This is a genomic window from Streptomyces sp. WI03-4A (assembly GCF_033792105.1).
GTDB classification, from domain to species: domain Bacteria; phylum Actinomycetota; class Actinomycetes; order Streptomycetales; family Streptomycetaceae; genus Streptomyces; species Streptomyces collinus_A.
Window position 1 is genome coordinate 21,943 of record NZ_JARAUO010000031.1, and the last position, 18,568, is coordinate 40,510.

Annotated in this window: 12 protein-coding genes; 7 read left to right on the top strand and 5 right to left on the bottom strand. The window is 74.3% G+C overall.

Translation table 11 applies throughout. From position 1 onward, the window contains the following. Positions 1–25: 25 nt before the first annotated feature. Entirely contained in the window at positions 26–2,407 is a 2,382-nt protein-coding gene (locus tag PV343_RS26940) for a M20/M25/M40 family metallo-hydrolase (RefSeq protein ID WP_319149565.1), read from the bottom strand. A gap of 103 nt (positions 2,408–2,510) precedes the next feature. Beyond that, positions 2,511–3,260 carry a 2OG-Fe dioxygenase family protein gene (locus PV343_RS26945; RefSeq protein WP_319149566.1) on the bottom strand — a complete coding sequence of 250 codons (750 nt, stop codon included), beginning with the start codon at positions 3,258–3,260 and terminating at the stop codon, positions 2,511–2,513. A gap of 197 nt (positions 3,261–3,457) precedes the next feature. On the opposite strand from PV343_RS26945, the gene PV343_RS26950 reads away from it, so the two are divergent. The 7 genes from PV343_RS26950 to PV343_RS26980 all read left to right on the top strand — a co-directional run bounded on the left by PV343_RS26950 (position 3,458) and on the right by PV343_RS26980 (position 15,349). Further along, on the top strand, positions 3,458–4,045 hold the full coding sequence (locus PV343_RS26950) for a cysteine hydrolase family protein (protein WP_319149567.1): 588 nt from the start codon (positions 3,458–3,460) through the stop codon (positions 4,043–4,045). Positions 4,046–4,143: 98 nt separating this feature from the next. Further along, a complete protein-coding gene (hypE, locus tag PV343_RS26955) occupies positions 4,144–5,169 on the top strand; it encodes a hydrogenase expression/formation protein HypE (protein ID WP_319149568.1) in 1,026 nt (341 codons plus the stop codon). Between the two features lie 23 nt (positions 5,170–5,192). Beyond that, positions 5,193–7,598, top strand: a complete 2,406-nt coding sequence (gene hypF, locus PV343_RS26960) for a carbamoyltransferase HypF (protein WP_319149569.1) — start codon at positions 5,193–5,195, stop codon at positions 7,596–7,598. 45 nt (positions 7,599–7,643) lie between these two features. Further along, positions 7,644–8,984, top strand: a complete 1,341-nt coding sequence (locus PV343_RS26965; protein ID WP_319149570.1) for a hypothetical protein — start codon at positions 7,644–7,646, stop codon at positions 8,982–8,984. Further along, the gene (locus tag PV343_RS26970) at positions 8,981–9,739 is read left to right on the top strand and encodes a gamma-glutamyl-gamma-aminobutyrate hydrolase family protein (RefSeq protein WP_319149571.1); all 759 of its coding nucleotides are present in this window, start codon (positions 8,981–8,983) and stop codon (positions 9,737–9,739) included. Before PV343_RS26965 ends, PV343_RS26970 begins: the two co-directional genes overlap by 4 nt. After that, on the top strand, positions 9,736–9,945 hold the full coding sequence (locus PV343_RS26975) for an MbtH family protein (RefSeq protein WP_319149572.1): 210 nt from the start codon (positions 9,736–9,738) through the stop codon (positions 9,943–9,945). Before PV343_RS26970 ends, PV343_RS26975 begins: the two co-directional genes overlap by 4 nt. A 58-nt stretch (positions 9,946–10,003) precedes the next feature. Next, the gene (locus tag PV343_RS26980) at positions 10,004–15,349 is read left to right on the top strand and encodes a non-ribosomal peptide synthetase (protein WP_319149573.1); all 5,346 of its coding nucleotides are present in this window, start codon (positions 10,004–10,006) and stop codon (positions 15,347–15,349) included. 38 nt (positions 15,350–15,387) lie between these two features. On the opposite strand, the gene PV343_RS26985 is transcribed toward PV343_RS26980, so the two are convergent. The 3 genes from PV343_RS26985 to PV343_RS26995 all read right to left on the bottom strand — a co-directional run bounded on the left by PV343_RS26985 (position 15,388) and on the right by PV343_RS26995 (position 18,464). Then, positions 15,388–17,676 (bottom strand): helix-turn-helix transcriptional regulator, encoded by a 2,289-nt coding sequence (locus tag PV343_RS26985; protein ID WP_319149574.1) that lies wholly within the window; start codon positions 17,674–17,676, stop codon positions 15,388–15,390. Between the two features lie 84 nt (positions 17,677–17,760). Beyond that, on the bottom strand, positions 17,761–17,961 hold the full coding sequence (locus tag PV343_RS26990; RefSeq protein ID WP_319149575.1) for a hypothetical protein: 201 nt from the start codon (positions 17,959–17,961) through the stop codon (positions 17,761–17,763). 134 nt (positions 17,962–18,095) lie between these two features. After that, positions 18,096–18,464, bottom strand: coding sequence for a hypothetical protein (locus PV343_RS26995; RefSeq protein WP_319149576.1), 369 nt, complete (start codon positions 18,462–18,464; stop codon positions 18,096–18,098). Positions 18,465–18,568 lie beyond the last annotated feature (104 nt).

Sequence of the window (18,568 nt, forward strand, 5' to 3'; positions counted from 1 at the left end):
TCGGTCCGGGGGGTGGGTCCGGAGGTCAGATCGTGAAGCCCTTGGAGACCAGCGTGAAGCCGGAGTCCAGGGAGGACCAGGTCACCGTGCGCGGCCGGGCCGGCCGCAGGGTGCCCGCCGGGAACCCGGTGTCCTCGGCCACCGCGCGCAGCCGCAGCGGCTTGTCGCCGGTGAGCCGCAGGGTCAGCTCGACCCCGCCGGCCGGCGGGTCGACGTAGAGGAAGCCCCAGGTCCACCGGCCGTCCCCGGAGGCGCGGTTGTGCCCGCCGGGCAGCCGTTCGCCCGCCACGGTCAGGCCGCGCACGCCACCGCTGGTGGTGTCCGCGTAGATCATCAGCTGGTCCGGGGTGCCGTGGGCGGAGCCCAGGCGGACCCGCACCTCCCGGCCGCCGGCCGTGGTGCGGTCCGACAGCACCCTGAGGGTCGGCGTGGCGAGCGTCCGCGCGGGCGCCGGGCCGCTGCGCCAGCGGGCGGGCTCCCGCAGCGGCGGGAACCGGTCCTCGACCTGCTCCTCGCCACCGTCGACGAACGAGCCGAGCCAGGGGTGACCGCCGGTCCCGTTGCTCACCCAGCGGGTCCGGCCGCTGTCGGCGTCCAGCGTGTACACGAGGCTGACCTGGGCCGGGTGCGCCGGGTCGACACCGTCGCGGACGACACCGGCGGCCACCACGGCCAGGCCGGTGGCCGCAGCGGCCAGCGCCCGCAGGGCGAGCGGCCTGCCGCGCAGCGGGGAGCCGGCGAACGGCATCGGCAGGGTGAGCGCGAACAGCGCGCCCAGCAGCAGCGGCACGAAGGCCATGCCGAGCCCCAGGGTCGGGAAGAGCAGCGTCGCGATGGGCAGCAGCAGGGCGGCGGCGGGCAGCGACGCCAGGGACGCGGCGGCGGGCCGCCAGCGTGAGGTCCCCGGGAGCCGGGCCGCCAGGACCAGACCCGCCGCGCCGAACAGGGCGGGCCACACGAACAGGTAGGAGGCGCCCGGCACCAGCGGCGCGGTCACCACGGCGAGCAGCACGAACCAGCCGGTGACGGCGGCCCCGGTCGCGACGGCCCCGTACCGGCGGCGCAGTACCGCGGCGCAGGCCCACACGAGCGCCAGCGCGACGATCCCGAGGCCGAGGGCGGCGGGGCCGGGGCGGGACGGGTCCCCGAAGACGAAGCCCGTGTAGGCGGGGCGGGCGAGCAGCATGAGCTGCCAGCCGGCCCAGCCGGTCAGGGCCGCGCCGATCAGCGGCACCGGGACGGCCGCGGCGGCGACGGCGGCCGACCGGCCGCGCATCGCGCCCCGGCGCACCGCGCACCACAGGCCGAGCGCGAACAGGGCGGCGGCGAGCACCGCGAGCGGTGTCACCAGGGCGCCGGGATAGCGCACCAGCAGCCCCGCCCAGGAGAAGTAGGTGGACTGCGAGCCCTTCCGGACGGTCGTCAGGTCGGTGGCGGCCAGCCGCCGGGTGGCGCCCAGCACGGTGTCGCCGAGGTCCTGCAGCGAGGCCCGGCTGGAGTTGGCGAGGTTGTCCTGCGGGGTGTCGTAGTTCGCCGAGGTGCCGACATTGGCGAAGTTCATGCCGGTGAACCCGGCGTCACGGAAGACGGTGAAGTCGGTGTAGTTGGGCAGCCTGCGGTAGACCTCGTGGGCCAGCGAGGTGGTGACGGGGACGTGCCCGTCGAGCGCCGGCACCAGGGCGCCGTTGTGGTCGCCCGTCTCGAACATCAGTGTGCGCCCGGAGGTGCCGCGCGACTCCAGGTTGAGCACAACGGTCTTCCCCGGGTCGCCGGCGGCGCCCGAGGCGGTGTACTGCTGGGCCCCGACCTTGCCGAGTTCCTCGCCGTCGGTGAACAGGAAGGTCACGTCGTTGCGGGGGGCGGGGCCCGCGCGCAGGGCGCGGGCGACCTCCAGCAGGGACGCGACGCCGTGCCCGTCGTCGGTGGCGCCGGGCCCGATCTCGACCGAGTCGTAGTGCGCGACGAGCAGCACCCGGCCGGTGGGGTGCGTGCCCTTCAGCGTGGCCCGGACGTCCTGCGTCGGTGCCGCCAGCGCGGCGCCCGAGGTGGTGTCGGTGCCCAGTCCGCGCAGCACCCGCGGGCGCAGTCCGAGCTTGTCCAGCTCGGCCACCAGCCGGTCGCGCACCCGGTCGTGCGCGGCCGAGCCGAGGGGGCGCGGCTCCTTGGCGAAGGCGTCGACGAACGTCTGGGCGCGGCCGGCGGAGAAGACGCCGGCCGGGGCATCGGCGGACCGCGCTCCGCCCGGTACGGCGTTCGACACCGCCGGGACCAGCGCGACCACGCTCACCAGGAGGAGCAGCAGCAGCTCGGGCAGGGCACGGCCCGGCCACCGCGCCGGGGGCGGCGCGGGCTCGGCCTCCGCACGCACCTGGGGTGCGGGTGAGTTCGGCAGCAGACGGAACGTCACGGGACGGCCTTCCTGGAGGACGGGAGACGGGAGACGGGTCGGGATCCCGCGGTCACCACCTGGTGCAGGGCCCGGACCAGGCGCCGGCGCGCCGGGCGTGCCCTCACGGGAGGTCGAAGTCGACGATCAGCACGTCGCGGTGGGCCGGGGCCGACGGGTCGACCGGGGTCACCGCGGTGACGTCGTGCAGCACGGCCCGGTCGTCGACGATGAGCTGGTCGCCCGGCTCCAGCAGGGTCGTCGCGAGCAGCGGCTCGCCGTCCTGCGTGTACAGCGAACTCTCGCCACCCACCACGTTCGTGCGGTTCACCAGCAGGGAGGTGACGAAGGTCGACCCGTCGCGGTGCCGGCCCTGCGGCGCGGGCCGGCCAGTCTGCGCGTTGTCGGTGACGATGCGGAACGGGTGGAGCTTGACGTCCCAGCGGGAGACACCCTCCACGGCCGAGAAGATCTCGCCCAGCGCCAGCACGATCCCGCGGGTCAGCGGATCGTCGAGGAAGGCCTGGGTCAGCGGCTCGAAGTGCCGTTCGAAGCCCCCGTTGAGCGGGTTGACGTCGCTCTCCTGCCGGTACGGGCCGTGCGGCAGCGCGGTCAGTTCGCCGGCGGCCGCGTCCAGCGTGAAGTGGCCGTAGCGCCGGTAGCGGTACGAGCCCCCGTCGCGCATGTACCGGTCCTGGCACAGGTCGTCCCAGTGCCGGGCGAAGCGGGCCCAGTCCGCTTCCGTGGCGCCGACGAGCGCGGACTGCTCCGCCGCGGGCTGGAGGTAGCCGCCGCGGGCCGACAGCTCGCGCACGGCCGCCGCGATCGCGGGACGCGTGCTGCCGGGCCGTCGCGCGGTGATCGGTTCGGACATCGCGGGAGCCCCCTTTCTCAGTTGCGGGCAGGGGCCCCGATCGTGACAACGCCCCGCCCCGCCCACGAGTCCGGGGAATCCCCCGGAACACCGGTCAGGGTTTCTCCCGACTGCCGCGGCGGCGCCCGCCGGCGGGATCTTCGAGGTCCGACGACGAGCCGCGGCGCAGTCAGCCGCGACATGCCAAGGAGAGACGAATGAGCAAGGTCGCAGTCCTGACCAACGACCTGCAGTACGACCTGGTCAACAAGAACCAGGAGCGGATCGACGCCGTCGAAGAGGCCACGCCGAGCTTCTCCGCCTTCCTCAACGACATGCGCGAGCGCGGCCACCACGTCATCCACCTGCAGCTGATCAACCGCCCCGACGACCCGGTCGCCGAGCGCTACGACGGCGGCCGCCTGCCGGCGCAGAAGGGCACCCAGGGCGCCGAGATCCTGCCCGTGTTCCTCGCCGAGACCGACATCCTCGTCGAGAAGAACAAGGACAGCGGCTTCTACGAGACCGACCTCCACGAGCGCCTGCAGGACCTGGGCGTCGAGGCCGTCGTCGTGACCGGCATGCAGGGCCAGATCTGCGTGCAGACCACGGCCGCCGACGCGTTCTTCCGCGGCTACAACGTGTGGGTCCCGAGCGACTGCGTCGTCTCCGCCCGCGACCACGACAAGGTCCGCGCCCTGGACTGGCTGGACGGCTACTGCGCCACCGTCGCCCCGTCCGCCGAGATCATCCGGCAGCTCGACGAGACCGGCGAGCTGACCCGCAAGGTGTTCCGCACGCCGTGACCGCCCGGCCGGTCCCCGGCCGACGCGCCCGCCCGCGCGCCTTCCCGTCGAAGCGAACCTCGAACCGAACCCCCGAACTGACAGGAGTGCCGTAGCTGATGGCCACGGAATCCTTGCTGGACCAGCAGATCGTCCTAGACCACGGCACTGGCGCCCGGCTCAGCCGGGAGCTGGTCGAGTTCGTCGTGGAGGTGCTGGGCGACGTCTACATCGGCGAGATGGAGGACAGCGCGATGCTGCCGGCACCTTCCGGCAGCATCGCGATGACCACCGACTCCTTCGTCGTCGACCCGCCGTTCTTCGGCAACGGCGACATCGGCAAGATCGCCGTCTGCGGCACCGTCAACGACCTCGCCGTGGTGGGTGCCAAGCCGCTCTACCTCACCCTCGCGATGATCCTGGAGACCGGACTGCCGATCCGGGACCTGCACCGCGCCCTGGTCTCACTGCGGGACACCGCGGCCGAGGCCGGCGTGAAGATCGTCGCGGGCGACACCAAGGTGGTCGGGCCCGGCGAGGCCGACGGCATCTTCCTCAACACCACCGGGATCGGGGTGTTCCACACGCCGCCCAAGCGCATGACGGACGTCCGCCCCGGCGACCGGATCGTGCTCAGCGGCCCGATCGGCAACCACACCGTGCACCTGCTGTCGGTGCGCGAGGGCCTGGGCTTCGAGAAGAACGTGCTCAGCGACTGCGCGCCGCTCAACGGCCTGATCGACTCCGTCGAGGCGGCCGTACCCGCCGACGCCGTGCGCTCCATGCGCGACGTCACCCGCGGCGGTCTCTCGGCCGTGCTGCACGAGTACTCGGCCGCGCTCGGCCGCAAGGTGCGCGTCGAGGAGGCGGAGCTGCCGATCGCCCACGAGACCCGGATGGCGGCCGACATGCTCGGCATCAACCCCATCCACTGCGCCAACGAGGGCTGTCTGGCGCTGTTCGTGGACCCCGACTCCGTCGACGTCGTACTCAAGGCGCTGCGCGAGCACCCGTACGGTGCCGAGGCCGTGGTCGTCGGCGAGGTCACCGACCAGATCGGCAAGGCGGTCGAACTGCTCGGCCGCGACGGCAGGGTCAGCGAGATCGAGGAACTCCAGGGCGCGGAACTGCCGCGTCTTTGCTGAACACACCGGATCGGAGCGGGATCGTGCAGCAGATCACTGTGCCGGACGGCAGCCCGTCCGCCGCACCCGGAACGTCCCCATCGGCCGAGCAATGGCTGATCCGGGTCTGCGGAGTGGTGCAGGGCGTGGGCTACCGGCCCTTCGTCCACACCCTGGCCACCTCCCTGGGGTTGTCCGGCTGGGTGCTCAACGACAGTCACGGCGTGCGGACCGAAGTCCGGGGAGAAGTCGCCCGGCTGAACGCCTTCGTCGTGGCCCTGCGCGACGACGCTCCGCTCCTGGCCCGGGTCGACGAGGTGCGGGTGGAGGACCGCACCTCCGTCCCGGCCGGGGCCGGCGCGGGTTTCGAGATCCGGCAGAGCGCCCGCACGGGCCGGTCGAGCACCATCGTCCCGCCCGACTCCCACGTGTGCGCCGACTGCCTGCGTGAGGTCCGAGACCCCGCCGACCGGCGCCACCGCTACCCCTTTACCAACTGCACCCACTGCGGGCCGCGTTACTCCCTCATCAAGGGGCTCCCGTACGACCGGGAGCAGACCACCATGGCGTCCTTCGTGATGTGCGCGGACTGCCGGCGCGAGTACGAGGACCCGGCCGACCGCCGCTACCACGCCCAGCCCAACGCCTGTCCCGCCTGCGGCCCCCGGCTGACCCTGTCGGGTCCCGCCGGGGAACTCGCCACCGGCGACGACGCCCTGACCGCCGTCACCGAGGCGCTCGCCGAGGGGCGGATCGTCGCCGTCAAGAGCGTCGGCGGCTTCCACCTCGCGGTGGACGCCCGGGACGCGGGGGCGGTCGCCCGGCTGCGCCGCCGCAAGAAGCGCGACTCCAAACCGTTCGCCGTCATGGTCGACGACCTGCGGGCCGCGGCCCGGCTCGCCGACTGCGGGGCCGCCGAGGCGGAACTCCTGGAGTCACCGGCCCGGCCGATCGTCCTGCTGCGCAAGATCCCCGGCGCGCTCCCCGAGGAGATCGCCCCGCGCAACCCCAACCTCGGCGTCATGCTGCCCTCCGCGCCCCTGCACCACCTGCTGCTGGACCGGCCGGGCCTCGACGTGCTCGTGATGACCAGCGGAAACGTCTCCGGCTACCCGATCGCCTACCGCAACGAGGACGCCCTCGCCCAGCTCTTCGAGGTCGCCGACCTGGTGCTCCACCACGACCGCGACATCCACGTCCGCGTGGACGACTCCGTGGTCCGCTGCTCGGACCACCCCGCCCTCGACAGCCCGCTCGTCACCTTCCTGCGCCGCTCCCGCGGCTACGCCCCCTACCCGGTCGAGGTCGACGCCCTGCCCGGACCCGTCCTCGCCTACGGCGCCGAACTGAAGACCACGCTGGCGCTCGGCACGGACCGCAAGGTGTACGTCAGCCAGCACATCGGCGACCTGAAGAACGACGAGACGTTCCGCTCGCACCAGCAGACCGCGACCCACCTCACCGAGCTGTACGACCTGCGGCCCCGGCAGGTCGCCGTCGACATGCACCCCTCCTTCCGCTCCCACGTGCTGGCCGGCGACGAACGGCCCGAGGACGTCGTGGAGGTGCAGCACCACCACGCCCACATGGCCTCGTGCATGGCCGAGAACCGGCTCACCGGCACCACCCTGGGCGTCGTCTTCGACGGCGCCGGCTACGGCCTCGACGGCACCATCTGGGGCGGTGAGTTCCTGCTCGGCGACTTCGCCGGCGTGGACCGCGTGGCCCATCTGCGGCCGATCCCGCTGCTCGGCGGCGACATGGCCGTCCACCAGCCGGTGCGCACCGCCTTCGCCCTCGCTCTGGAGGCCCTGGGCGACCCCGGGGCGGCCGTCGCCGCCTTCCCGGACCTCGGGGAGCTGACCGAGCAGGAGATCCACGTCTACACCGCCATGGTGCGGCGCGGCATCAACGCCCCGCGCGTCTCCAGCATGGGCCGCCTCTTCGACGGCGTCGCGGCGCTGCTCGGGGTGTGCTCCCACGCCGAGTACGAGGCCCAGGGCCCCATCGAACTGGAGGGCCTGCTCGGCCGGGATCTCACCCCCGCCGACCGCCCCTACCGGTTCGGCGTCACCGAGCCCGCCGGCGGCACCGGTCCCCGCGTCGTCGACCCGCTCCCGCTGGTCCGCGACCTCGCCGCCGACCTCGCCGCGGGCACGCCCGTGGAGACGGTCAGCAGACGCTTCCACACGGCGGTGGTCCGGATGGTGGTGGAGATGTGCGCCGGCCGCCGTGCGGAGCACGGCATCACCCAGGTCGTTCTCTCCGGCGGTGTCTTCCTCAACGAGTTCCTGCTGATCAACTGCATCGCCGCACTGCGCGAGGCCGGGTTCGACGCGTACCCGCACCGACTCGTGCCCACCAACGACGGGGGCATCGCCCTCGGCCAGGTGATGGTGGCCGGCGCCCGGCTGCGCGACCGGCCCCGGGCCGCCGCCGCGTCGAAGTGAGAACCCCAGCGTCCCCGAGCCGCAAGAGTTAAGGAGTCACCCGAGGTGAACACCGACGTGACACTGGAGCAGGTCGTCCGGCTCCTCGCCGACAACGAGACGGAAGCCCGGCAGACCCTCAGCATGGTGCCGTCCGAGAACGCCCTGTCCGGACTGTCGAAGCTGCCCCTGCTGCTCGACCCGTACCACCGCTACTTCTTCAACGAGTCGGACCACCCGGACCGCTGGCACTTCCGCGGCGGCCAGCGCCTGCGCGACCTGGAGACGAACCTCACCGTCCCGCTGCTGCGGGAGCTCGGCCGGGCCGAGTTCGTCTCCGTACGCCCGCTCAGCGGCCTGAGCGCCATGACGCTGGTGCTGGCGGCCCTCGGCGGCGACCCCGAGTCGACGGTCGTCACCGTCGCCGCCGAGAACGGCGGCCACTTCGCCACGCCCAGCGTGGCCCGCCGCCTCGGCCTGAACGTCGAGTTCCTGCGCGGCCCCGACCCGCACTCCCTCGACCTCGACCACGCGGCGCGCCTGCTGGCCCGCACCCAGCCCGCGCTGCTCTACGTCGACCAGTCGCACTGCCTGTTCCCCATCGACGTCGCCGAACTGGTCGCCGTGGTCCGTGAGGTGTCCCCGCGCACCCGGGTGCACGTCGACGCCAGCCACTGGTTCGGCCTGGTGCTCGGCGGGGTGTTCCCCAACCCGCTGGACCAGGGCGCCGACAGCCTCGGCGGCTCCACCCACAAGACGTTCCCCGGCCCGCAGAAGGCCGTCGTCCTCACCCGCGACGCCGAGATCGACCGGCGTGTCCGCGAGACCCAGGACTTCCTGGTCAGCAGCCACCACTTCGCCTCCACCATCGGCCTCGGCATCGCGTTGCTGGAGTTCCGCGACCACGGCGGACCCGCCTACGCCCAGGCCGTCGTCGACAACACCCGTGCCTTCGGCGGGCTGCTGACCGAGCGCGGCATCACCGTCTGCGCCGCCGACCGCGGCTACTCCGCCGGCCACCAGCTCTGGCTGGACACCGAGCGCGACGGCGTCGCCCCGAAGACGGCGAGCGACCGGCTGTACGCGGCCGGCCTGCGGGTCAACTTCATGGCCGGGCTGCCCGGCTTCACCGGCCAGGGCGTGCGCATCGGGCTCAACGAGCCTACCTACCACGGCCTCGCCGGGGACGACCTGGTCGAGCTGGCCGACGTCTTCGCCGGAGCCGTGCACGCCACCGCCCCCGCGGCCGACCTCGCCGACCGGGTGGCGGCCCTGCGGCAGCGCACCCGCTTCGGAGCGCCGGTGGACAGCACCTCCGTCCTCTTCGAGCAGGCCCTCGCGCTGTGCGCCGACGCCCTGCGCACCACGCCCGTCCCCGCCGGCCGGCCGCAGGAGGTCACCCCGTGAGCAGGCCGGTCATCGGCATCGCGAGCTACCTCGAACCGGCCCGCTGGAACATCTGGGACACCCGCGCCGCCGTCATCCACGAGTCGTACGTCGACGGCGTCACGGCCGCCGGCGGCCGGGCCGTGGTGCTGCCTCCCGACGACCGCGACGCCGACGTCCTCGACCGGCTCGACGGACTGCTGCTGCCCGGCGGCGTGGACCTCGCCCCGCACCACTACGGGCAGGCCCGCCACCCCGAGACCGACACCGAACAGCGCGTGCGGGACACGGCCGAACTGCTCCTGCTGCGGGGCGCGCTCGACCGGGACCTGCCCGTCCTCGGCGTCTGCCGCGGACTGCAGCTGCTGGCCGTCGTCCACGGCGGCTCCCTGCACCAGCACCTGCCCGACGTGCTCGGCCACACCGGCCACTGCCCGCGCGAGGGCGTCTTCGGCGCGCACGAGGTCGAGTTCGCCCCGGACAGCGTCCTGGGCTCCGTGTACGGACGGCGCGCCCGGGTCAACTCCCACCATCACCAGGGCATCGCCGACGCCGGCCCGCTGCGGGTCACCGCCCGCGCCGAGGACGGCCTGGTCGAGGGCGCCGAGGACCCCGCCCGCCGCTTCGTCGTGGGCGTGCAGTGGCACCCCGAGGTCTCCGGCGACCACGCCCTCTTCGCCCGGTTCGTCGCCGCATGCGGCCGCCCCGGTATCGCCCCCGCCACCCTCCGCACCCCGCTCACCGAACCCGCCGCACCGATCGGAGCACCGTCATGACCAGCCAGGACACCACCTACCAGGTCGTCGTCAACCACGAGGAGCAGTACTCGCTCTGGCCGGAAGGTCGTGAGCTGCCGCTCGGCTGGACCGCCGAGGGCACCCGGGGCGCCAAGGAGGACTGCCTCGCGCACATCGACCACGTCTGGACCGACATGAGGCCGCTCAGCCTGCGCCAGGCCCTGGCCGCCGGCGTCGAGGGCTGACCCGCACGCCATCCGCCCACCGGCCGCCAGCGGCCCGAGCCACGAGGAACGCAGACGCGTGAACCCGCCAACAGAGCACCAGGACTGGATCTCACTGATCACCGCGAGGGCGTCGGCCGACCCGGCGAGGACGGCCTTCACCTTCTCCGCCGCCGAGGGCGACGCCCCCGAGGTCCTCACCTACGGCCGGCTCGACCGGCTGGCGCGGGCCGTCGCGGCCCGGCTGCAGCGGCGGGGAGCAGCGGGCCGCCCGGTCGTGCTGCTGCAACCGCCCGGCCTCGACTACGTCGTGGCGTTCGTGGCCTGCCTGTACGCGGGAGCCGTCGCCGTACCGGTGTACCCGCCCACCCGCAGGCCCCGCTCGGTGGAGCGGCTGGCCGGCATCGTCGCCGACTGCGGCGCGGACCTGGCGCTGACCACCTCCCGGATCCGTGAACGGCTGCTGCCCGGCGACCCCGACGGCCTGCTCATGGACACCCTGCGCCTCGAGGCCACCGACGCGGTCCCCGAGGACGAGGCCGACCGGTGGCTGCCGCCGGCCGTCACCGCGGACACCACCGCCTTCCTCCAGTACACCTCCGGCTCCACCTCCACCCCGCGCGGTGTGCTGCTCAGCCACGGCAACCTGCTGCACAACTCCGGCCTCATCCAGCGCGCGTTCCGCACCACCGAGCACACCGTCGGCATGTCCTGGCTGCCCCTCTTCCACGACATGGGCCTCATCGGCGGCATGCTCCAGCCGCTGTACTACGGCGGCTCCTGCGCCCTGATGTCGCCCGCCTCCTTCAGCCAGGACCCGCTGCGCTGGCTGCGGGAGATCAGCCGCACCGGCGCCACCGTGAGCGGCGGCCCCAACTTCGCCTACGACCTGTGCGCCGACCTGGTCACCTCCGAAGCCCTGGACGGACTGGACCTGAGCCGGTGGGAGGTCGCGTTCAACGGGGCCGAGCCGATCCGGGCCGAGACCCTGGAGCGGTTCAGCACGGCCTTCGCCCCGGCCGGCTTCCGCGCCGAGGCGTTCACGCCCTGCTACGGCCTGGCCGAGGCGACCCTGATCGTCACCTGCAAACCGCACGGCAGCGCTCCGGCCCCGCTCGCCCCGGAACTCGCCCCGGCCGGCCCGGACGGCCGGCCCGTCTCGTCGTACGCCCTGGTCGGCAGCGGCCGGCCCGACCCCGAACAGCGCCTGGAGATCGTCGACCCGCGGACCCTGCTGCGGGTGCCCGAGGGCACCGTCGGCGAGGTCTGGGTGTCCGGGCCGAGCGTGGCCGACGGCTACCTGCACCGGCCCGGCCTCAGCGAGGACACCTTCCGCGCCCGGCTCGCCGACGACGGCCCCGACGGCGCCGCCTTTCTGCGCACCGGCGACCTCGGCGCCCTCCGCGACGGCGAACTCTTCGTCACCGGACGGCTCAAGGACCTCATCGTCGTACGCGGCCGCAACCACTACCCGCAGGACATCGAGCGGACGGTCGAGTCCGTGCACCCCGCGCTGAGGACGAACTGCGGAGCCGCCGTCCAGGTCGAGCACGAGGGCACCGAGCACGTCGTCGTCGTGCACGAGGTCGCCCGCGACCACCAGGACGGCGACCTCGCCGCCCTGGCCCGGCAGGTCCGCACCACCGTCGCCGACGAGCACGGCGTACGCCCCCTCGCCGTGGTGCTCATCCGGGCCGCCACCCTGCCCCGCACCTCCAGCGGCAAGGTCCAGCGCCACGCCTGCGCCGCCGCCTGGCTCGACGGCGACCTCACCGTCCTGGCCGCCGAGGGCCACGTCCCGCACGCGCCCGGCACCGCCGCGCCCGCACCCGGCACCCCCGTCCCCGCGCCGGCCACGCCCGCCGAGGACCTGCGGGCCCTGCCCGCCGAACTCAGGCCCGGCCTGGTCTTCACCATGCTGCGCGACCTGCTCGGCGAGCAACTCAAGGCACGCAGCGAGGAGTTCGCGCCCGGCGTGCCGCTGTCGACCCTGGGCCTCGACTCGCTCGGCGCCGTCCGGCTGCGGCACGCCCTGCGCGGCCGCGCAGGCGTCGACCTCGCCCTCGACGAGGCACTCGACACCGACCTCGCCGGACTCGCCCGGCTGGTCTGCGACCGCCTCGACGCCGCCCCCGAGAACGAGGACACCGAAGCCGACCTGGCCCGCGACCGCGCCGCCGGAGCCACGCCCGGCGACCACCCGCTCGCCCGCAACCAGGCGGCCCTGTGGTTCACCGACCAGGTCGCCCCGGACAGCCCCGCCAACCTGATCGCCGCCTCCTTCGACATCCGCGGGCCCGTCGTCCCGGACGCCCTCAGGACCGCTCTGGAGCGGATCACCGCCCGGCACGCGGCCCTGCGCAGCACCTTCACGCTCCAGGACGGCGAGCCCGTCCAGCGGGTGCACGCCGAACTGCCCCCGTCCTTCGCGCACGTCGACCTGAGCGACGCGGACGAGGCGGTCCTCGCCGCGCACGTGGCACAGGCCGCCGAGGCCCCCTTCGACCTGCGCCGCGGCCCGCTGCTGCGGGTCCGGCTGTTCCGCCGCGGCGACGGCGACCACCGCCTGGTGCTGGCCCTGCACCACCTGGTCGCCGACCTGTGGTCGCTCGCCCTGCTCCTGGACGAACTCGACGAGGTCTACCCGGCCGTACTGGCCGGCCGGGAACCCGTCACCGCCGAGGCGCTGCCCCAGCCGGTCTTCACCCACCGGCAGAACCGCCGCCTGGAGTCGCCCGCGAGCCGTGCCCGCCTCGACCGGTGGGCCGAGACCCTGGCCGCCGTCACGGCCGAGACGGCACCGCCGGCCGACCACGCACGGCCCGCCGCGCCCCGGATGCGCGGCACCAGCCTGCCGCTGCGCGTCGACGCCGACGTCACCCGCCGCCTGACCGAGCTGGCCCGCCGCGAGGGCACCACCCTCTACAGCGTGCTGTTGGCCGCCTACCAGCTCCTGCTCGCCCGCTGCACCGGCGGCAACGAGGTCGTCGTCGGCACCCCGGTGCACGGCCGCGCCGACGCCGACCTCGCCGGCACCATCGGCTGCCTGGTCAACACCGTCCCGCTGGCCGCCCGCGTCGACCTCGCCGCGCCCTTCACCGCGCTGCTGCGGCAGGCCCACAGCACCGCCCAGGAGGTGTTCGGCGGCGCGGACACACCGTTCTCCACGCTGGTGGAACGGCTCAGCCCGACCCGCGACCACAGCGGACGGCCCCTGGTCCGCTCGCTGCTGACGCTGCACCAGACACCGGGGGAGCGGTCCGAGGCGCTGGTGTCCATGGCGGTGAACCACGAGGGCACCCCGTTCACCGTCGGCGGCCTCGACTGCGTCACCCGCGCCCTGCCGCTCGGCGGCAGCCAGTTCGACGTCCAGCTCACCTTCGGGCGGGTCGACGGCGGCCTGTCCGGCGTTTTGCGCTACGACACCGACCTGTACGAGGAGGGCACCGCCGCACTGCTGGCCGAACGGCTGACCGCCCTGCTCGACGCCGTGTCCCGCGCCCCCGGCACCGCTGCGGGCGACCTGCCCGTCATGGGCGAGGCGGAACTGCGGCTGTGCCGCGCGTGGAACGACACCGCCGTCGCCCACGACACGGACGCGAGCGTCGTCGCCCGGTTCGAGGCACAGGCCGCCGCCACCCCCGGCGCACCCGCCGTCCTGCTCGCCGGCGCCGAGGCCGACGCCCTCGACTACGGGCGGCTCGACCGGCTGGCCAACGGCATCGCCCACCGGCTGCACCGGGCCGGCGTCGGACCCGGCGACCTGGTGGCCGTGCTGCTGCCCCGCACCCCCGCACTGCTCGCCGCGCTGCTCGGCGTGATGAAGTCCGGCGCCGCCTACCTGCCGCTGGACCCGAAACTCCCGGCCGACCGGATCGACTACGTGCTCCGGGACGCGGAGACCGCCGCCGTCGTCACCGACGGCGACACCGACCACGCGCTGGTCGTCCGGCCGGACGGCACGGAGGCCGAGCGGCCGCCGGCGGTGCGCCTGGACCCGGGGTCGCCGGCGTACGTCATCTACACCTCCGGCTCCACGGGCAACCCCAAGGGCGTCGTGATCGCGCACCGGTCGCTGACGAACATGATCCTGGCGATGGGCCGCGACCTGCCGACCGGTCCCGGCGACGGCTGGCTGTCGGTGACCACCCCCACCTTCGACATCAGCCTGCTCGACTACTTCATGCCCCTGACCAACGGGGCCACCGTCCACCTCACGGACCCGCAGACGGCGGCCTCCGGAGCCCGGCTGCGGGCCTGCCTCGACAGCGGGCGCGTCACGCACCTCCAGGCCACCCCGGTCTCCTGGCAGCTCCTGCTGGACGCCGGCTGGACCGGCACCCCCGGGCTCACCGCGCTGTGCGGCGGCGAGCGCATGCCGGTCGAGCTGACCCGCGAACTGCCCAAGCGCGGCACGAAGCTGTGGAACGTCTACGGCCCGACCGAGACCACCGTCTGGTCGGTCAGCACCCTGGTCGGTGAGGAGACCGCCGACGTACCGCTGGGCCGCCCGCTGGCCAACACCGAGGTGTACGTCCTCGACCCGGAGATGCGGCCGCTGCCCGTCGGGGCGACCGGCGAGCTGTACATCGGCGGCGCCGGTCTCGCCCACGGCTACCTGGGCCGGCCCGGGCTGACGGCCGAACGGTTCGTGCCGCACCCCTTCGACGCCGCGCCCGGCTCCCGGCTCTACCGCACCGGTGACCTGGTGCGCCGGCGCGCCGACGGCCGCCTCGCCTTCGTCGGACGGGCCGACACCCAGGTCAAGGTGCACGGTCACCGCATCGAACTCGGCGAGATCGAGGCCACCCTGGAACGGCAGCCGACGGTCCGCCGGGCCGCGGTGATCGTCGACGGCACCGGGTCGGACGCGCGGCTCGCGGCCTACGTGGAGCCGACCGGCACCCACCTGGACCGGGCCGAACTGCGCACGGCCCTGCGGGCGTGGCTGCCGTCGTACGCGGTGCCGTCCGTCATCGCGGTGCTGGACGCGCTGCCGCTCACGCCGAACGGCAAGGTGAACCGGCGCGCGCTGCCCGCGCCCGACCCGGAGTCGGGGCGGGACGAGCAGGACGGCCCCGAGCCGCCGCGCACCCCGGCCGAACGCCGGATCGCCGAGTTCGCCGGCACACTGCTGCCCGGCGTGCGGATCGGACGCACCGATGACCTGTTCGAACTCGGCGCCCACTCGCTGGTGATGTCCCGCCTTCTGGAGCGGGTGCGGGAGGAGTACGGCACGGTCCCGCCGTTCGGGTTGCTCTTCGAGAGCCCCACGGTGGCCGCGATCGCCGCATTCGTGGCCGACGCCGCTCCGGCCCCGGCCGCGCGGCCGGCGCTGGTCCGGGCCGACCGCTCCCGCTTCGTGGCCGGGCGGGGAGCCGACGGGAAGTTGAAGCTGCCGGCGGCGGCCGAGGCACGCGGGTGAGACGGCGGGCGGCCACGGGAGACCGGGGCCGCCCACCGTCACCGGCCCGCTTCCGGGCCCCGGTCCGAGCGGCCCACCATCGCGGCGACCTCCGCCCGCGAGGAGACCACCAGCTTCTTGAAGATGCGGCCCATGTGCGTCTCCACCGTCTTGTGGCTGACCTCCAGCGACCGGGCGATCTGCTGGTTGGTCCGGCCGCCGCTGACCAGCACGGCGATCTCCAGCTCACGCTTGCTCAGCCGGGACAGCTCCGAGGCGGCGGACGCCGCGGCCTCCGCGGGCTCCGAGGAGCCGGCGGGCCCGGTGGACTCGGCGGGCCCGGTGGGCGGCGCGGACTCCGAGGCCGTGGGCACCGTGGCGGCGGCCGTCGCGGCTCTCGCCGCCGTGGCCGTGGCGCCGGTTGCGGGCGTGGCGGCCGCCCTCGCACCCGGGACCTCCGCGGCCTCCGCCGCCGGCGGCAGGTCACGGCCGGCGGTCGGCGCGAGCCCGGCCAGCGCGCTGGCGAACCGGGGCGCGAGCACCCGGAGCCGGCCGGACTCCGCCAGCCGCAGACCACGCTCGTAGTGCCGGTGCGCGGCGTTGTGCCGGCCGAGCGCCGCCTCGGCACCCGCCAGCCAGTACAGCCCCTCGACGTGCGGCAGCACGGCGTCGTCGGCCGCCCGGTCCAGCAGCCGCGCCGCCGCCACCGCGTGGAAGTCCGCGTGTTCCCCCGACGCGGACCTCAGAGCGGCGGCCGCGCTCAGCGCGTAGACACCGGCCCGGGCGACCGGGCCGAGATGCTCGGCCGTGCTCAGCAGCGCGGTCACCGGACCGTCCGGCACCGGACGGGCGGTGTCCAGGGCGAGCGCGATGCGGGCGGCGAGCAGTCCGGCCCGCTGCTCAGGACCAGCGGACGCCGCCCGGTCGAGCGCCGCCGCAAGGACTCGGTCGGCACCCTCGTGCGCCCCCGTGAGCCGCAGAGCCTGCGCGTACCAGTGGGCGGCGTCGAGACCCGTACCGCCGGTCCCGCCCGCCCGGGTCAGCGGCCCCAGGACGTCCATGGCCTCCCGCAGCCGGCCGCACAGGGTCAGTGCGCCGCCGAGCTGCAGCCGGGCCCGGGCCGCGTCCTCGTCGGACAGGCCCAGGGCGAGCGCGGCGCCCGACCAGGCCGCCGACCGCTGCGGGTCGCTCCACTGCCGCAGCCCCGCGGCCGTCAGCAGGATCTGGGCGCTGTCACGGTCGCCGAGCGCCGCCCCGTACTGCAGGTGCTCGGCCAGTCGTACGGCGTCGGCGTCACGGGCGGCCAGCAGCCGGGCCGCGCGGGCATGGGCGCCGAACAGCCAGCCGGGGCCCGCCGACTGGTACGCGGCCGCACGCAGCGCCGGGTTGCCGAAGCCGAGCAGGGGCGAGGCGCCCTCCGTGCGCAGCAGGTCCTCGCGGGTCAACTCGTCCACCGCCGCGCGCAGTTCCTCGTCGCTCACCTGCGCCACGGTGCCCAGGGCGGCGGGGTCGGAGGGCTCGCCGAGGACGGCGGCCGCTCTCACCACCAGCCAGCTCGCCGGGCTCAGCGACGCGAAGTCGCGCAGGGTCTCGGTGAGCACGTGCAGGGGCAGGGACGGCAGGGCGCGGCCGTCGGCGCCGAGCAGACTCCGGGTGGAGCCGAGGGCCTTCAGCAGCCCCGGATTGTGTTCCGTGACATCCAGCATGCGCTCCCGCTGCGACCGGCTGAGGTCGTCGGGCAGCAGGGCCAGCGCCTCCTGCGGGTCGAGCACGGCGGGCGTGAGGCGGTGCGCCCACTGGCGGGCGGCGGCCTGGTCGAGCAGGTTCCGCAGGCCGGGGTCCGTCTGGCGCGGGCGGTGGGCCAGGGCCAGCACCACCCGGCCGGCCGGCGGATGGCGCAGCAGGTAGGAGAGCAGGTCCACGGAGGCCTCGTCGGCCCGGTGCACGTCGTCGAGGGCCAGGAGCATCCCGCCGGCCGGGCTCAGCGACTCCAGCAGGTTCCGCACCGCGCGGAACGCCTGGTAGCGCCCGAACGGGTCGTCCGGGAGACCGGTGCCGGCGAGGGGTTCGTCCAGGGCGTCCATGAACAGGCCCAGGGAGATGGAGCGGAACGGCTGGGCGGAGGCGGTGCCCGAGGCGACGCTCCAGCCGTGCCGGGCGGCCTCGGCCGAGAGCCGGGCGAGAAGTTCGCTCTTTCCGGTCCAGCGATCTCCGCGGATTTCGATGACGGGGGCCGCGGCGGACTGGAAGAGCCAGTCCAGTGGCTCTCTGCGAGAAATGTGCCGAACCGTGTTCGGCGACGATTCGGGGACACTGCTGAGAAGCGGAAGATCGGCCTCGATAGTCATCTGATGTGCCTCTTCATGGAAATTCTCAGGAGCAGGGATTCTGGTGCGAGGCCGAGCGGCGGGGCCGCGTGCGGGGCCCGCCCGTCACTGCCAGCCGGTGGTGTCCTTCGTGGTGACGGGCGTGGTCGTGGTCGTGGCGGCGGGGGCCGCGTCGGCGGTGACGGAGGTGCCGGCCGTGTGCTGTCCGCCGTGCGCCGCCAGGGGGGCGGCCACCAGCAGGGCGACGGCGAACAGCAGGGCGGCGAGGGCGGTCTTGGTGGCGGTGGTCAGGGAGGTGACGGACATGGTGACTCCTGTTTCGGGGCAGGGCGGACCAAGGTCCGCGAGGAGTGGGGAGAGGGCCTCTGCCGGGGCGTCCCGGGGCCGATGACCAGTACTTTTCCTGACCCCGCCGGGCTTGTCACCGGTTCTCGACTGGCCTAATCCGCCGGTGGCATAAGCCGTCCACCGTCGTCGGGCCGCTCCACCAGCCACTCGAAGTAGGGCGTCGGCAGGACCGCTTCGCAGCTGACGAGGAGAATCCCCGACAGGAAGTCGTGGTGGTCCAGGGCGCGCTCCACGACGGCTCGTGCGGCGCTCTCCACGAGGGACAGGGAGGGCCCTGACAGGAACAGGCCGAGCACCGGACCGGTCGGCGCGTCGGCGTGGAACACGCTGTGCCGGAGCCCCTCGTCGGGCTGCGCGCAGCGTGCGACGAGGTCGGCGAAATCAGGGGGAAAGCGCGTGCCGGACGACTTCAGGCGCGCATGGACGAGAAACATGCCGGTGAGCATCCGGCAGTCGGTCACGCCTTTACCACGCATTACCCCTGGACGCTTTCTGCGGTGGCCGGAAAAGGCCACGGAACGGGGTGCTGGCATATTGCGGCCGTTGACGGTTCCTGCCAGCGGCG

Coding starts and splice junctions, on each gene's coding strand:
- PV343_RS26945 (WP_319149566.1), bottom strand. CDS start 3,260: ATGTCCGAACCGATCACCGCGCGACGGCCCGGCAGCACGCGTCCCGCG.
- PV343_RS26950 (WP_319149567.1), top strand. CDS start 3,458: ATGAGCAAGGTCGCAGTCCTGACCAACGACCTGCAGTACGACCTGGTC.
- hypE (WP_319149568.1), top strand. CDS start 4,144: ATGGCCACGGAATCCTTGCTGGACCAGCAGATCGTCCTAGACCACGGC.
- PV343_RS26975 (WP_319149572.1), top strand. CDS start 9,736: ATGACCAGCCAGGACACCACCTACCAGGTCGTCGTCAACCACGAGGAG.
- PV343_RS26985 (WP_319149574.1), bottom strand. CDS start 17,676: ATGACTATCGAGGCCGATCTTCCGCTTCTCAGCAGTGTCCCCGAATCG.
- PV343_RS26990 (WP_319149575.1), bottom strand. CDS start 17,961: ATGTCCGTCACCTCCCTGACCACCGCCACCAAGACCGCCCTCGCCGCC.